Annotated in this window: 10 protein-coding genes; 1 reads left to right on the plus strand and 9 read right to left on the minus strand. The window is 68.7% G+C overall.

Annotation, left to right across the window (positions count from 1 at the left end):
• The 4 genes from Q7T67_RS10550 to rpsL all read right to left on the minus strand — a co-directional run.
• On the minus strand, positions 1-345 hold a 345-nt coding region (locus Q7T67_RS10550), incomplete at its 3' end, for a GTP-binding protein (RefSeq protein WP_304788838.1).
• A gap of 141 nt (positions 346-486) precedes the next feature.
• Positions 487-2,586, minus strand: coding sequence for an elongation factor G (gene fusA, locus Q7T67_RS10555; RefSeq protein WP_304788840.1), 2,100 nt, complete (start codon positions 2,584-2,586; stop codon positions 487-489).
• Between the two features lie 483 nt (positions 2,587-3,069).
• Positions 3,070-3,540, minus strand: coding sequence for a 30S ribosomal protein S7 (rpsG, locus tag Q7T67_RS10560; protein ID WP_304788842.1), 471 nt, complete (start codon positions 3,538-3,540; stop codon positions 3,070-3,072).
• Between the two features lie 3 nt (positions 3,541-3,543).
• Positions 3,544-3,945 (minus strand): 30S ribosomal protein S12, encoded by a 402-nt coding sequence (gene rpsL / locus Q7T67_RS10565; RefSeq protein ID WP_304788844.1) that lies wholly within the window; start codon positions 3,943-3,945, stop codon positions 3,544-3,546.
• 128 nt (positions 3,946-4,073) lie between these two features.
• Here rpsL and Q7T67_RS10570 point away from each other — a divergent pair, with 128 nt between their 5' ends.
• Positions 4,074-4,847 carry an alpha/beta fold hydrolase gene (locus tag Q7T67_RS10570; protein WP_304788846.1) on the plus strand — a complete coding sequence of 258 codons (774 nt, stop codon included), beginning with the start codon at positions 4,074-4,076 and terminating at the stop codon, positions 4,845-4,847.
• Positions 4,848-5,027: 180 nt separating this feature from the next.
• On the opposite strand, the gene Q7T67_RS10575 is transcribed toward Q7T67_RS10570, so the two are convergent.
• The 5 genes from Q7T67_RS10575 to Q7T67_RS10595 form a co-directional block, all read right to left on the minus strand.
• On the minus strand, positions 5,028-5,912 hold the full coding sequence (locus Q7T67_RS10575) for a DMT family transporter (RefSeq protein WP_304788848.1): 885 nt from the start codon (positions 5,910-5,912) through the stop codon (positions 5,028-5,030).
• Positions 5,913-6,219: 307 nt separating this feature from the next.
• Positions 6,220-10,491, minus strand: coding sequence for a DNA-directed RNA polymerase subunit beta' (gene rpoC / locus Q7T67_RS10580; protein ID WP_304788850.1), 4,272 nt, complete (start codon positions 10,489-10,491; stop codon positions 6,220-6,222).
• Between the two features lie 123 nt (positions 10,492-10,614).
• Positions 10,615-14,226, minus strand: a complete 3,612-nt coding sequence (locus Q7T67_RS10585; RefSeq protein WP_304788852.1) for a DNA-directed RNA polymerase subunit beta — start codon at positions 14,224-14,226, stop codon at positions 10,615-10,617.
• Between the two features lie 398 nt (positions 14,227-14,624).
• Positions 14,625-14,891, minus strand: coding sequence for a hypothetical protein (locus tag Q7T67_RS10590; protein WP_304788854.1), 267 nt, complete (start codon positions 14,889-14,891; stop codon positions 14,625-14,627).
• Positions 14,892-15,168: 277 nt separating this feature from the next.
• Positions 15,169-15,576 (minus strand): hypothetical protein (locus Q7T67_RS10595; RefSeq protein ID WP_304788856.1); only part of this gene is annotated, 408 nt, incomplete at its 5' end.

The following is a 15,576-nucleotide window of genomic DNA, read 5'->3' on the forward strand; positions in this document are numbered from 1 at the left end:
CTGGGGCATCGGGCCGTCAGCGGCCGAGCACACCAGGATAGCGCCGTCCATCTGGGCAGCGCCGGTGATCATGTTCTTCACATAGTCGGCGTGGCCTGGGCAGTCCACGTGCGCGTAGTGACGGTTTTCGGTTTCGTATTCAACGTGGGCGGTGTTGATCGTGATGCCGCGTGCCTTTTCTTCAGGTGCTGCGTCGATCTGGTCGTAGCCCTTGGCTTCGCCGCCGAACTTTGCTGCCAGCACGGTCGTGATCGCTGCCGTCAGGGTCGTCTTGCCATGGTCAACGTGACCAATCGTGCCAACGTTGACGTGCGGCTTGGTCCGCTCAAATTTGCCTTTTGCCATTTTTCTCTCCAGATAAAGAACTTGCCCGTGTACGGTTTAACGTCTGCACTGTGTTGCTGATTCACTCCGCACGGGCACGGAGGGGCACACAATCGCAGACAAGGAATGTGGCGCCAGCCTTGCGGGCTGGCGCCGGTTTTTTTACTTGGCGCGCGCAGCCATGATGGCTTCGGACACGTTGCGTGGCGCTTCGGCGTAGTGCTTGAACTCCATGGAGTAAGTGGCACGGCCTTGCGACATCGAACGCAGCGTGGTCGAGTAGCCGAACATTTCGGACAGCGGCACTTCTGCCTTGATGGCCTTGCCGCCACCGATCATGTCTTCCATGCCCTGGACCATGCCGCGGCGTGAGGACAAGTCGCCCATCACGTTGCCGGCGTAGTCTTCCGGCGTTTCGACTTCCACAGCCATCATCGGCTCCAGGATCACGGGGCCGGCCTTGCGGCAGCCTTCCTTGAAACCGAAGATGGCGGCCATCTTGAACGCGAGTTCGTTCGAGTCCACGTCGTGGTACGAACCGAAGTGCAGCGTGACCTTGACGTCGACCACCGGGTAGCCGGCGAGCACGCCCGACGTCACGGCTTCGTTGATGCCCTTTTCAACCGCAGGAATGTATTCGCGTGGAACCACACCGCCCTTGATGGCGTCGATGAACTCGATGCCCTTGCCTGGCTCGTTCGGCTCGATCTTGAGCACGACGTGGCCGTACTGGCCCTTACCACCGGACTGGCGAACGAACTTGCCTTCAGCGTCTTCCACCGTCTTGCGGATGGTTTCGCGGTAGGCCACCTGTGGCTTGCCGACGTTGGCTTCCACACCGAACTCACGCTTCATGCGGTCAACGATGATTTCCAGGTGCAACTCGCCCATACCGGCGATGATGGTCTGGCCGGATTCTTCGTCGGTCTTGACGCGGAAAGAAGGATCTTCCTGGGCCAGGCGTTGCAGGGCAATGCCCATCTTCTCCTGGTCGGCCTTGGTCTTCGGCTCGACAGCCTGGGAGATCACGGATTCCGGGAAGATCATGCGCTCGAGCGTCACGATCGAGGATGGATCGCACAGCGTTTCGCCGGTGGTCACTTCCTTCAGGCCCACGCAGGCAGCGATGTCGCCGGCGCGGATTTCGCTGACTTCTTCGCGGTTGTTGGCGTGCATCTGGACGATACGGCCGATACGCTCTTTCTTGCCGCGCACCGGGTTGTAGACGCTGTCACCCTTGCTCAGCACGCCGGAATAGACGCGCACGAAGGTCAGCTGGCCCACGAACGGATCGGTCATCAGCTTGAAGGCCAGCGCGGAGAATTTCTCGCTGTCGTCAGCCTGGCGAACGACGGGCTGTTCATCTTCATCGATGCCGGTGACAGGTGGAATGTCGGTTGGAGCCGGCATGTATTCGATCACGGCGTCGAGCATGGCCTGCACGCCCTTGTTCTTGAACGCGGAACCGCACAGCATCGGCTGGATTTCACCGGCAATGGTGCGCTGGCGGATCGCGGCCTTGATCTCTTCCTCGGTCAGCGCTTCGCCTTCGAGGTACTTGTTCATCAGCTCTTCGCTGGCTTCGGCAGCGGCTTCGACCAGCTTTTCGCGGAATTCGTTGCAGACGTCGGTGAGGTCAGCCGGGATTTCGCCGTACTTGAAGGTCACGCCCTTGTCTTCGTCCCAGATGATGGACTTCATCTTGACGAGGTCGACGATGCCCTGGAACTTGTCTTCGGCGCCGATCGGGATCTGGATCGCGACAGGATTGGCCTTCAGGCGGTCTATCATCATCTGGCGCACGCGCAGGAAGTCGGCGCCGGTGCGGTCCATCTTGTTGACGAACGCAAGGCGTGGCACCTTGTACTTGTTGGCCTGGCGCCAGACGGTTTCCGACTGGGGCTGCACGCCGCCGACCGCGTCATACACCATGACAGCGCCGTCAAGCACGCGCATCGAGCGCTCGACTTCAATCGTGAAGTCCACGTGGCCCGGTGTGTCGATGATGTTGATGCGGTGTTCGTCGAAATTGCCGGCCATGCCTTTCCAGAAACAGGTGGTGGCAGCGGAGGTGATCGTGATGCCACGCTCCTGCTCCTGCTCCATCCAGTCCATCGTGGCCGAGCCGTCGTGGACCTCACCGATCTTGTACGTGCGCCCGGTGTAGAACAGGATGCGCTCGGTCGTCGTCGTCTTGCCGGCGTCGACGTGCGCCATGATCCCGATGTTCCGGGTCTTCTCTAGGGAGTACTTACGAGACATAGAAGAGCTTCCGAGGTGCGCAGACGACTTGGGGAGGCAAGGACCGGGGGCTCCGCGCTGAAGGGACTCGACGTCGGGACCGGGGTCCCGCAGCAGAGCGCCTGCGGAGGTACTGCTCGGTCCCAACGATGCGGGACCGGGGGTGCTGCCGATCGCCAGCGCTCGAAGCGCGGGCTCCAGACGGGCAGCGACGGAGGACTATAGCAGCGTCCCTCCGGGAACGGAACCCGCCCCGTGGAGCGGATTCGGGGCCGGCCCAGGGCCCGCCAGGAGTACGGCGGACACGGCCGGGGGACGGCCCCGGGAACGACGAAGGGCGCCCGTCGGGCGCCCTGAGTGCTCGATCCTGCCCCTGCGGTTGCGTGCGAGGGGCTCGTGGGTCGAGCAGGTCGGCTCCGGTGAGGTGAGAGCTGGACGCCAGTCCTGCCGATCCTCGCCGGGGCCGAGATGCGAAGCGCCCGCGGGCGCCTCGCATGTGACCGCCTACCAGCGGTAGTGGGCGAAGGCCTTGTTGGCCTGGGCCATGCGGAAGATGTCGTCCTTCTTCTTGTACGCGCCGCCCTGCTGCTTCTGGGCCTCGATGAGCTCGTTCGCGAGGCGCGAGGCCATCGAACGCTCGCGGCGGTTGCGCGAGGCCTCGACGAGCCAGCGGATCGCCAGCGTGCGGGAGCGACGGGCGGGGACCTCGACCGGGACCTGGTACGTGGCGCCACCGACGCGACGGGAGCGGACCTCGAGCTGCGGGGTGAGGGCCTTGATGGACTCCTCGAGCTGCTCGACGGGGTCGCCGCCGGTCTTCTCGGCGAGGATCGCGAGGGCGTCGTAGACGATTCCCTCAGCGGTCGACTTCTTGCCGTCGAGCATGACCTTGTTGACGACCTGGTGGACCAGCCGCGAGCGATGGACGGCGTCCGGCTCGAGCGTGCGGGTCACAGCACTGGAACGACGTGCCATGGGCTACTTCTTCCCCTTCTTGACGCCGTACCGCGAGCGGGACTGCTTGCGGTCGCTGACGCCGGCGGCGTCGTGCGAACCGCGCACGACCTTGTACCGCACGCCCGGGAGATCCTTCACGCGGCCACCACGGACCAGCACGACGGAGTGCTCCTGCAGGTTGTGACCCTCGCCCGGGATGTAGGCCGTGACCTCGATGCCCGAGGAGATACGGACACGGGCGACCTTCCGCAGAGCCGAGTTCGGCTTCTTCGGGGTCGTCGTGTAGACGCGGGTGCAGACGCCGCGGCGCTGAGGCGCTGCGACCTTCTTCTTGCGCCCCGGTCCGGACTTGAGGCCGGGAGTGGAGAGCTTCTTCGCCTTGGGCTTGCGCCCCTTGCGTACGAGCTGACTGGTCGTGGGCATGCGACGGGGGAATATAGCAACGGTGCTGCCGGAAGGGATCGCGCCCCCCGCCCGCCGTCGCCCACCGGTCTCCGCACGCCCCACGATACCCGCCCGGTGCGGGTCGTTCTGCGTATAGGCTCGCCGCCATGCTGGCTCACGACCGTCACGGGGAGGGGCCGCCGCTCGTCCTCCTGCACTTCCTCGGGGGCCATCGGCACGTCTGGGGCCCGCTCCTCCCTCATCTCACGCGGGACCGCACGGTCGTCACCGTCGACCTCCCCGGGTTCGGCGACAGCCGGTCGCTCGCCGGGTCGCCCACCCTGGCCCGCCTCACCGACGCGGTCGCGGGCACCATCGCCGAGCTCGGCCTGGACCGGCCGGCCGTGGCGGGGCTGTCGCTCGGCGGCGGCATCGCGATCGAGCTGGCGCGGGCGGGGACCGTCTCCTCCGCCGTCGCCGTCTCCCCCATCGGCTTCGCGACCCTGCCGGAGATGGCCTTCGCGAAGGCCAGCATCCGCGCCACCCACGCGGCCAGCCGCGCCATCGCCGGCCAGGTCGACCGCCTCGCGCCGCAGGCCACGCTGCGCGCCGCGCTGGGGGCCCAGATGTTCGCCAAGCCCTGGGCGGTCCCGCCGGAGGACGCCGCGGGGCTCGTCCGCAGCATGGCCCACAGCCCCGGCACCCTCCCGGTGCTGCGCGCCGCCATGGGACAGGAGGTCGTCGCGGGCGGGCTTCTCGCACCGCTCACCGTGGCCTGGGGCCAGCGCGACGCGCTGCTGCTCCCGCGCCAAGGGCGCCGCGTCGTGGAACGCCTCTCCTACTCCCGCCTGGTGCCGCTGGCCGGCTGCGGTCACATCCCCCTCTGGGACGCCCCGGAGCGCGTGGCCGACGTCATCCTGGACGCGACCGCACCGCGCTGACCACGACGGGGCCGCCCCGCGACGGGCCTGGCCCCACGGTCCTGCGGTCCTGCGGTCAGGCCGCGCGCGAGGCCGGGCGACTCGGCGCCGCCTCGGACCGGGAGATCTGCCGCGCGGTCAGGCCTCGGAGAGAAACCGGGCGACCAGGCGCCGCTCCGGACCGGGAGACCTGCCGCGTGGTCAGGCCGCGGCGCCGACGGTCCCGCCGCCGGGTCCGCTCGACGCGGCCCGCGGGGCCGGGAGGAGCGCGGCGGCGAGGATGACCATCACGAACGCGACGGACTGCACGACGATGCCGATCGTGTCCGTGGCGATCGGATCGCCGAAGACCACGAACCCGCCGAGGATGCCGACGACGTTGGCGCCCGTCGCGGTGATGGCGATGACCTCGACGGCCCCGCCCTCCTGCAGCGATCGCGCGGAGATGTAGTACGCGAGGACCGACGCGCAGATCGCCACGAAGATCCAGGGGGTGATGACGCTGCCGCCGGCGCCCATGACACCGGTGGTGGCCTTCACGGCGACGTTGCAGACGCCGAAGAGCACGCCGGCCGCCGCGCCCATGAGCGGGCCGCGGAGGTGTGCGCCGCGCTCGTGCTGGCCGCCGAGGATCATCAGCACGCCGACGGTCAGGAGGATGCCCTCGAAGAGCGCGAGGCCCAGGACGCGGAAGTTGCTGTTGGCCGAGTCCACCCCGGGCATGGCGACGACGAGCATCGCCAGCCCGATGCCGGTGAGGATCAGGCCCGCCCACTGGCGCCGGCCGACCGTCATGCCGAACACGCGGTCGGCCAGCACCGCCACGAGGACGATGCCGCCCGCCAGGACGACCTGGACCACCGACATCGGGGCCACGGCGATGGCCGCCGTGTGGAACGCCCACCCGACCGCGCCGATCAGCATGCCCGCGGCGAACCAGCGGGACTTCCACAGCGCCAGCCCCGTCTTGATCGGGTGGCGCATGTCGACCGCGGGGGCCTCGTTCGCACCGCGGTGCTTGTAGAGGAACCCGAGGTTGGCCGCGAGGGCGCTGAGGAGGGCGAGGACGATTCCGAGTTGCAGCATGAGGAGCGTGTGAACGTGTGGCGGAGAGCTGCCCGACTGGGCCCCTCTCCGTTCATCGGTCGGTTCGTTGAGGACACCGTAGCGACCTCGCCGAAGGATGCGCTCCGGTTCGTCCAAGAGTTGACGGGAACGCCGCGCCCCCGCGGCAGAACGGCCGTCTCCTGTGACGTAGATCGCTCTTCGCGGCCCCCTCCGGCGACCGTCCCGAGGGTCGATCGTCCGTCGAGCGGGCCCCCGGAACGGGCGACGCCCCGGCGGAGGCCGGGGCGTCGGGTGCTGCGGTCCGGGCGCCCGGGGCGCCCGCGGATCAGATCCGGTCGTCGGGCCCCGGGGCCGGCACGTCGAGCTCGATGAGCTCGTCGGCCAGGTCGCCCTGGCTGCCGCCGAGCTGCTCGAGATCCCGCAGGTCCTGCGAGAGGTCGTCGCCGTACGGCTGGCCGCCGTCGAGACCCATGTCGCCCAGGAGCTCGTCGCCGTCCAGCAGGGCGACGTCGCCACCGTGCGGGAGCGGGTCCGTCGGCTCGATCTCGATCCGGCGGTAGTGCCGCAGGCCGGTCGCCGCCGGGATCAGCTTGCCGATGATGACGTTCTCCTTCAGGCCCAGCAGGTCGTCCCGCTTGCCCTCCAGCGCCGCGTCGGTGAGGACCTTGGTGGTCTCCTGGAAGGAGGCCGCCGACAGGAACGAGTCGGTGTTCAGCGACGCCTTGGTGATGCCGAGGATGACCTCCTCGTACGTCGCCTTCTCGCCGCCGTCCGCCTCGATCTGCTCGTTGACGCGGAAGAACTCGTTCCGGTCGACGAACTGGCCGGGGAGGAAGTCCGAGTCGCCCTTCTGCTCGACGCGCACGCGCTTGAGCATCTGGCGGGCGATCAGCTCGATGTGCTTGTCGTTGATGTCCACGCCCTGCGACTTGTAGACCGACTGCACCTCCTTGACCAGGTACTGCTCGGTCGCGGTGCGGCCCTGCAGCTCCAGCAGCTCGTGCGGGTACAGCGAGCCCTCGTTGAGCTGCTCGCCGGCCTTGACCTTCTGGCCGTCCTCCACGAACAGGCGCGTGCGGCGCGGGAACGTGTAGCGGTGCTCGTCGCCGGCCGCGTCGGTGACGACGACGGTCAGCGCCTTGTCGGTGGACTCGACCGCGATCACGCCGTCGTGCTCGGCGATCTTCGCCAGGCCCTTCGGCTTGCGGGCCTCGAACAGCTCGACGACACGCGGCAGACCGTGCGTGATGTCCGCGCCGGCGACGCCGCCGGTGTGGAACGTGCGCATGGTCAGCTGGGTGCCGGGCTCGCCGATCGACTGCGCCGCGACGATGCCGACCGCGTCCCCGATCTCGGCCAGCTGGCCGGAGGCCATCGAGCGGCCGTAGCACGCCTGGCAGATGCCGGTGAGGGCCTCGCACTTGTGCACGGACCGGACGGCGACCGTCGGACGCTCCTCCGGCGGACCCATCTCCGTGATCCGCAGGACGCGGACGTTGTCGATCTCCTCGCCCTTCGGGACGAGGACGTCGCCGCCGATCAGGAGGTCCTGCGCCGTGACGCGACCCGCGAGGTTCGGGTTGAGCTCCTGCACCTCGTTGTAGACCGGCATGTCGATCCAGCCCTCGGTGCCGCAGTCGTGCTCACGGATGATCACGTCCTGCGACACGTCGACCAGGCGACGCGTCAGGTATCCCGAGTCGGCGGTACGCAGGGCGGTGTCGGCCAGACCCTTGCGCGCGCCGTGGGTGGAGATGAAGTACTCGAGGACGTCCAGGCCCTCCATGAAGTTGGCCTTGATCGGCCGCTCGATGATCTCGCCCTTCGGGTTCGACATCAGGCCACGCATGCCGGCCAGCTGACGGATCTGCTTCAGCGAGCCACGAGCGCCGGAGTTGGCCATCATGTAGATGGGGTTCCGGGCCGGGAAGTTGTCCTCCATGGCCTGGGCGACCTCCTCGGTCGCCTCGTTCCACTTGTTCACGATGAGCTCGTGGCGCTCGTACTCCGTGATGAGGCCGTCCTCGTACTGCTCCTCGATCCCGGCGACGATGTCCTCGTACTTCTTGATGATCTCGCCCTTGCGGGGCGGGATGACCACGTCGTTCTTGGAGATCGTCACGCCGGCGCGGGTCGCGAACTCGAAGCCGAGGTCCTTGAACGCGTCCAGGACGGTCGCGATCGTGGACGGGCCGTAGATCTGCACCAGCTGGTCGATGAAGCGGGAGGTGTCCTTCTTCCGCATCGACTGGTTGATGAAGACGTACGACGACGGGTCGTACTCGGCGCCCAGCGTCTCGATCAGCGCCCGCTCGATGCGGTCGTTGTAGATGACGCGGCCGAGCGTCGTGAGGACCGGCGCACGGCCCTCGGCGCGGAACTCGACGAGGTCGTGCAGCTTGGCCCCGCCGTGCTGGTCGGCGAGGGTGGCCTCGTTGGCGGTCCGGAAGACGCGCGGCTTGCGCTCGTCCTCGGGCCACGTGCCGTCGTACAGCGACTTGTGCTTCTCGGCCAGGACCTCGGGCTCGTCGCCCAGGGTCACGTAGTAGCCGCCGATGACCATGTCCTGCGACGGCGTCGCGAGCGGCTGCCCGTTGGACGGCGACAGGATGTTGTTGGACGACAGCATCAGCAGTCGCGCCTCGGCCTGGGCCTCGGCGGACAGCGGGACGTGCACGGCCATCTGGTCGCCGTCGAAGTCCGCGTTGAACGCGGCGCAGACCAGCGGGTGGACCCGGATGGCCTTGCCCTCGATCAGCACGGGCTCGAAGGCCTGGATGCCGAGGCGGTGGAGCGTGGGCGCGCGGTTGAGCAGCACCGGGTGCTCCTGGATGACCTGCTCCAGGACGTCCCAGACCTCCTCGCGCGACTCGTCGACGAGGCGCTTGGCGGCCTTGATGTTCTGCGCGTCCTTGCGCTCGACGAGCTGGGCCATGATGAACGGCTTGAACAGCTCGAGCGCCATCAGCTTCGGCAGGCCGCACTGGTGCAGGCGCAGCGACGGGCCCGACACGATCACGGAACGGCCGGAGTAGTCGACGCGCTTGCCGAGCAGGTTCTGGCGGAACCGGCCCTGCTTGCCCTTGAGCATGTCGGACAGCGACTTCAGCGGACGGTTGCCGGGGCCCGTAACCGGGCGACCACGACGGCCGTTGTCGAAGAGCGCGTCGACGGACTCCTGAAGCATGCGCTTCTCGTTGTTCACGATGATCTCGGGCGCGCCGAGGTCGAGGAGCCGCTTGAGGCGGTTGTTGCGGTTGATGACGCGGCGGTACAGGTCGTTGAGGTCGGACGTCGCGAAACGGCCGCCGTCGAGCTGGACCATCGGGCGCAGGTCCGGGGGGATGACCGGGACCGCGTCCAGGATCATCATCTCGGGCTTGTTGACCTGCGAGTAGTACGGCGCGTTCTCGGGGTCGTAGAACGCCGAGAGGACCTTCAGCCGCTTGACGGCGCGCTGCTGCTTCTGGCCCTTGCCGTTCTTGACGAGGTCCTCGAGGTCCTCGCGCTCGTGCTTCAGGCAGAAGCCGGGCTGGTCGCGGATGTCGAGCTCGACGCCGGCGAGGCGCTCGGAGTCGACGTCGCGGCGCGGGGCCTCGCGGTCGTACTCGGGCTTGATCAGCATGAGCTCGCGGATGTACTCCGCGCCCATGCCGCCGCCGAAGTACTCGCCGTAGCCGTAGACCGAGCCGAAGCGCATCTTCAGCTCGCGGAAGAACGTCTCGTCCGCGATGACCGTCTGCGGGACGAGGTCGTCCTTCTCGATCGCCTTGTCGGTGAAGGCGGTCAGCGGCCACTCCTCGCCCTCGTTGGGCGGGTCGTCGCTGGGCTCGAGCTTGTTCGCGAAGAGCTTCCAGACCTCGCGCAGGCGGGCGCGGGACTCCTCGTAGTGCGAGCGGAGATCGTCGATCTCGGCCGTCAGCTGCTTCTTCGTGTCGGTGAGGAGCTTCTTGCGCTCGTCGTCCGTCAGCTTGCCGACGGTGATGTCGAGCGACTCGGCCCACAGGTGGTCGTCGTCACCGAAGTCGTCCTGCGACCCGTCCTGCAGGTACTGCTCGCGGACCTTGAGCGAGTTCTCCAGGCCGGAGAGCTCGTCCTTCTCCATCGAGGAGCTCTGGTCGAGGTCCTCCTGGACCTGCGCCTCGAGCTCGGGGAGGTCGCGCCAGCGGGCCTCCTGGTCGACCCACGTCACGATGGACGCGGCGAAGTACAGGATCTTCTCGAGCTCCTTGGGAGCCATGTCGAGCAGGTAGCCGATGCGGCTCGGCACGCCCTTGAAGAACCAGATGTGGCTGACGGGGGCGGCCAGGTCGATGTGACCCATGCGCTCGCGGCGGACCTTCGAGCGCGTGACCTCGACGCCGCACTTCTCGCAGATGATGCCCTTGTAGCGGACGCGCTTGTACTTGCCGCAGTAGCACTCCCAGTCCTTGGTGGGACCGAAGATGCGCTCGCAGAAGAGGCCGTCGCGCTCGGGGCGGAGCGTGCGGTAGTTGATCGTCTCCGGCTTCAGGACCTCGCCGGAGGACCAGGAGCGGATCTGCTTCGAGGAGGCGAGGCCGATCTCGATGGCGTCAAAGGTGTTGATGTCGTGCACGGTGGGTGTGGTCCCTGATCGTGTGCTTGGCGGGGCGGGGGTCGGCGTGGCGGGCGACGCCGCTCCTCACCCGCCCCCGCTCGTGGCGGGGGCGGGTGGGGCGGGTCGCCGGCCGGGCCGGTCCTACGCCTCGTCCTCCGCGGCCGCCGGGGCGACCTCGTCCGCCGCTGCTTCGGTCGCCGGGGCGACCTCCGCGGGGGACTCTGCGTTGTTCTCGGGTGCCTCGTCCGCGGCGGGCTCGTCGCCCAGGTCGGCGCGGACGCCACCCAGGTCGATGCCGAGCTCCTCGGCCGCGCGCAGCAGCTCGTCCTCGTCGTCGGCGCCGCCGGCGGCGCCCTCGTCGTGGATCTCGCGGACGTCGAGGGAGAGCGCCTGCATCTCCTTCAGGAGCACCTTGAAGGACTCCGGGACGCTCGGCTCGGCGATGTTCTCGCCCTTGACGATCGCCTCGTAGGCCTTGACGCGACCGACGGTGTCGTCGGACTTGATCGTCAGCATCTCCTGCAGCGTGTAGGCGGCGCCGTACGCCTCGAGCGCCCAGACCTCCATCTCGCCGAAGCGCTGGCCGCCGAACTGCGCCTTGCCGCCCAGCGGCTGCTGGGTGACGAGCGAGTACGGGCCTGTGGCACGCGCGTGGATCTTGTCGTCCACGAGGTGGTGGAGCTTCAAGATGTACATGTAGCCGACGGTGATCTGCGCGTCGAACGGCTGGCCGGTGCGCCCGTTGAAGAGCGTGAACTTGCCGCTGGCCTGCGTGCCGTCCGGGCGCGACTTGTCGACGTCCATGTTGATGGCGCCGCCGTTGGCCGTGTGGTTGTCCTGCCACTTGACCAGGGCCTCGTCGACCTGCGCGACCGTCGCGCCGTCGAACACCGGGGTGGAGACGTAGACGCCGCCGCCCTTGTTGCCCTCGCGCTCGTCCCACGCCTGGGTGCCGTCGGGGTACCAGCCCTGCGCGGCGGCCCAGCCGAGGTGGATCTCGAGCACCTGACCGACGTTCATGCGCGACGGCACGCCCAGCGGGTTCAGGATGACGTCGACGGGGGTGCCGTCCTCGAGGAACGGCATGTCCTCGATGTCGACGATCTTCGAGATGACGCCCTTGTTGCCGTGGCGGCCGGCGAGCTTGTCGCCCTCCGAGATCTTGCGCTTCTTCGCGACGAAGACGCGAACGAGCTCGTTGACGCCCGGGGGCAGGTCGTCGCCCTCGTCCTTGTGGAACGTCTTGACGTCGATGACGACGCCGCCCTCGCCGTGCGGGACCTTCAGGGAGGTGTCGCGGACCTCGCGGGCCTTCTCCTTGAAGATGGCGCGGATCAGCTTCTCCTCCGCCGTCAGCTCGGTCTCGCCCTTCGGCGTGACCTTGCCGACGAGCAGGTCGCCCGAGCCGACCTCGGCGCCGACGCGGACGATGCCGCGGTCGTCGAGGTTGCGCAGCGACTCCTCCGCGCGGTTCGGGATGTCGCGGGTGATCTCCTCGTCGCCCAGCTTGGTCTGGCGCGCGTCGATCTCGTACTCCTCGATGTGCACCGAGGTGAGCTCGTCGTCGCTGACCAGGCGGCGGCTGAGGATGATCGCGTCCTCGAAGTTGTAGCCCTCCCAGGACATGAACGCGACCATGAGGTTCTTGCCCAGGGCCATCTCACCCATCGAGGTCGAGGAGCCGTCGGCGAGCACGGAGCCCGCGCCGACCTCCTGACCGCGCTTGACCAGCGGGCGCTGGTGGATGAGCGTGCCCTGGTTGGAGCGCTCGAACTTCTCGAGGTGGTACTCGTCGCGCCCCTCGGCGTGCTCGATGACGATGCGCTTGGCGTCGACGTACTGCACCGAGCCGGCGTTCTTGGCCAGGACCACGTCGCCGGAGTCCTGGGCCGCGCGGGCCTCCATGCCGGTGCCGATGCGGGGCGCGTCCGTCTTCAGGAGCGGCACCGCCTGGCGCTGCATGTTCGAGCCCATGAGGGCGCGGTTGGCGTCGTCGTGCTCGAGGAACGGGATCATCGCCGTGGCGACGGACCAGATCTGCTGAGGAGAGACGTCCATCAGCGTGACTTCGGTCTTCGGGATGACGACGTACTTGCCGGCCTGCGTGCGGCAGAGGACCTCGTCCTCGAGCAGCTCGCCGTTGCCGCCGACGGGGGCGTCGGCCTGCGCGGCCAGCCCCTCCTCCTCCTGCGTGGCGTCCAGGTGGACGATCTCGCCGGTGACCTTGCCGTTCTCGACCACGCGGTACGGCGTCGTGATGAAGCCGTGCTCGGAGATCTGCGCGTAGCTCGACAGCGACCCGATCAGACCGATGTTCGGGCCCTCCGGGGTCTCGATCGGGCACATGCGGCCGTAGTGGGTCGGGTGGACGTCGCGGACCTCGATCGGTGCGCGCTCGCGGGTCAGGCCACCGGCACCCAGCGCCGACAGGCGGCGGCGGTGCGTCAGGCCGGCCAGCGAGTTGTTCTGGTCCATGAACTGCGAGAGCTGCGAGGAGCCGAAGAACTCCTTCAGCGCCGCGGAGACCGGGCGGATGTTCACGATCGACTGCGGGGTGATCGTGTCCTCGTCCTCCGTCGTGAGGCGCTCGCGGACGACGCGCTCCATGCGGTAGAGGCCGACGCGGAACGCGTCCTGGATCAGCTCGCCGACCGTGCGCAGGCGACGGTTGCCGAAGTGCTCGTACTCGTCGAGCAGGTCGGCGACGGGCTCGCGCGGCATGGCCGAGGCCTCGGCCGCGTAGTCCTTGACCTCGACGTCCTCCTCCTCCGGGATCCCGAGCTCACGGGGGAGCTTGATGAGCTCCTTGATGAGCGCGTAGATGTCCTCGGGGGTGAGGTGGCGCGTCTCGAGGTCGATGTCGAGGTTCAGCCGCGAGTTCAGCTTGTAGCGGCCGACGCGCGTGAGGTCGTAGCGCTTGGGGTCGAAGAACAGCGTCTGCAGCAGGGCGTACGCGGCGTCGACCGTCGGCGGCTCGCCGGGGCGCTGCTTCTTGAACAGCTCGATGAGCGCGCCCTTCTTGGTGCGCGTCGCCTCGGTGTCCGTCAGCAGCGTGTTGCGGACGTAGGCGGAGCCCTCGAAGCGGTCGAGGAGGACCTGGTCGAGCGCGTCGACGTCGGCGTCGGACTCCTCGACGTCGGAGTCGAGCTCCGGGTTGTACTCCATGGCCCGCAGGAGGACCGTGACCGGCAGCTTGCGCTTGCGGTCGATCCGGACGAAGACCTTGCCCTTCTTGTCGACCTCGAGCTCGAGCCACGAGCCGCGGGCCGGCATGAGGTTGGCGACGAAGACCTGCTTCTCGCGGTCCTTCGGCTCCATGAGGTAGGCGCCCGGCGAACGGACGAGCTGCGTGACGACCACGCGCTCCGTGCCGTTGACGATGAACGTCCCGCGCTCGGTCATCCACGGGAAGTCGCCCATGAAGACGGACTGCTCGCGGATCTCGCCGGTCTCGCGGTTGACGAACGAGACCTCGACGGAGAGCGGGCGCGAGTACGTCTGGCCCTTCTCCTTGCACTCCGCGAGGGTGTGCGTCTCCTCGCCGAACTCCAGCTCGCCGAACTCCACGGCGAGGTTGCCGGTGTAGTCCTCGATCGGGGAGATGTCGTCGATGGTCTCTCGGAGCCCACCCTTCACGCCATTCACGAGCCACTCGAAGGAGCGGCGCTGAATGTCGATGAGGTTGGGGACGTCGAGGACCTGATCCAGACGTGCGAACGTGCGTCGCGTGCGCAGGGCGTTGACCGTGGACAAGGTGGGCGACTCCTCGGGGGTGTCGGTGTGTCGGGCGAGGATTCGCACCCGGGCCGCGCGGACGTCCAGTCCACGCGCGGATACGAACACAAGAAAATTAGCACACGGGGCACCTGACCCCGTGGCGAGGGCGGTCGACGGTCACGGACCCCGTCCTGCAGACCCGCGTATGTGGCGCGGGATCCGATGGGAGGACGGCTACGACTATCGGTCGACGACCGGAGTGTACCCGGTCGCCGGGGCGCGTGCGGATCGTCCGAATGTGTCGACGTGCGCGGTCGCCGCGCAGCGGTCGAGGAGCGTGGCGCCGGCGGCGGGCGCCGTGTTCTCGGGTCTGGACCCGCCGACGACCGGCGGTGTCCCGGCGTCGCGACGACCCGGGCGCCGGTGGGTCCGGCTCAGTCGTCCTGGGCCGCGAAGCCGCCGAGCTGCGTGATCGCGTCACGGGCCTCGGCCTCGGTGGCCCCCGTGATCTCGCGGTAGCGCCGCACGGCGGTCATCGGCCGCCCCGAGGCGATCAGCTCGTGCACCTCGGCCGCCGGGTCGTCCTGACGACCGGCCCGACCGGATCCGCCGTCGATCTCCTCGAGCTTGGACTCGAGCGCGCGGATGCGACGCAGCAGACTGCTGCGGGACGGCGGTGCGGGGGACTTCTGGATCGCCATTGGGGCTCCGGCGTGGGGTGCGAGGGCGGGACGGCGAGGGGCACGTCCTCCATCGACGGTACCTCGGGCCCCTGCAGCGCGCAAGCCGGGTGTGACGACGGTCCGCTTCTGCTGAGGCCCGCCTGATAAGCCCTTCAGGATCCGCGAAGGTGGCGTCGGCGCGGCCGTCGGACGTGGTGCTGTCGCGCCGCCACCGAACGACGACGGGCCCTCCCCCACCCCGCGCCGTCCTGGCGCGTGGCGGGCGAGGGCCCGGTCCGGGTCGTGGGGTCGCCGCTCAGCGCAGGACGAGCCGCACCGTCTTGACGACCTGCGTGCCCTTGCCCGTGGTGATCACGAGCTTGGCCCGCTTGACGCCGCCGCGCTTGAGCGCCTTGGCGACCTTGCCCTTGGCCACCAGGCGCAGGGTGCTCTTCTTGCCGCCGGCGAGCTTGACCGACGCCGTGGCGAGCACGCCGCCCTTCTTGATGCCGGCGCTGCGCAGCGCGCTCGTGGCGACGAGCCGGGCCGTGCCGGCGCAGGCCGTGGCGCACCGGACCGGGACCGCGACGCTGGCCTTGGACGCCGTGCCCGCCACCCGCAGCGCGGAGGACAGGACCGACGCCTTGGCCGCCGACTTCGCCGGGGTCGACGTCGTCGGGGCCGCGGCGGCCGGGGCCGCGTCGGGCGCAGCGGCGGCCGGCGC

This window comes from Patulibacter sp. (assembly GCF_030655195.1).
In the GTDB taxonomy this organism is placed as follows: domain Bacteria; phylum Actinomycetota; class Thermoleophilia; order Solirubrobacterales; family Solirubrobacteraceae; genus Patulibacter.

Coding starts and splice junctions, on each gene's coding strand:
- fusA (WP_304788840.1), bottom strand. CDS start 2,586: ATGTCTCGTAAGTACTCCCTAGAGAAGACCCGGAACATCGGGATCATG.
- rpsG (WP_304788842.1), bottom strand. CDS start 3,540: ATGGCACGTCGTTCCAGTGCTGTGACCCGCACGCTCGAGCCGGACGCC.
- rpsL (WP_304788844.1), bottom strand. CDS start 3,945: ATGCCCACGACCAGTCAGCTCGTACGCAAGGGGCGCAAGCCCAAGGCG.
- Q7T67_RS10570 (WP_304788846.1), top strand. CDS start 4,074: ATGCTGGCTCACGACCGTCACGGGGAGGGGCCGCCGCTCGTCCTCCTG.
- Q7T67_RS10575 (WP_304788848.1), bottom strand. CDS start 5,912: ATGCTGCAACTCGGAATCGTCCTCGCCCTCCTCAGCGCCCTCGCGGCC.
- Q7T67_RS10590 (WP_304788854.1), bottom strand. CDS start 14,891: ATGGCGATCCAGAAGTCCCCCGCACCGCCGTCCCGCAGCAGTCTGCTG.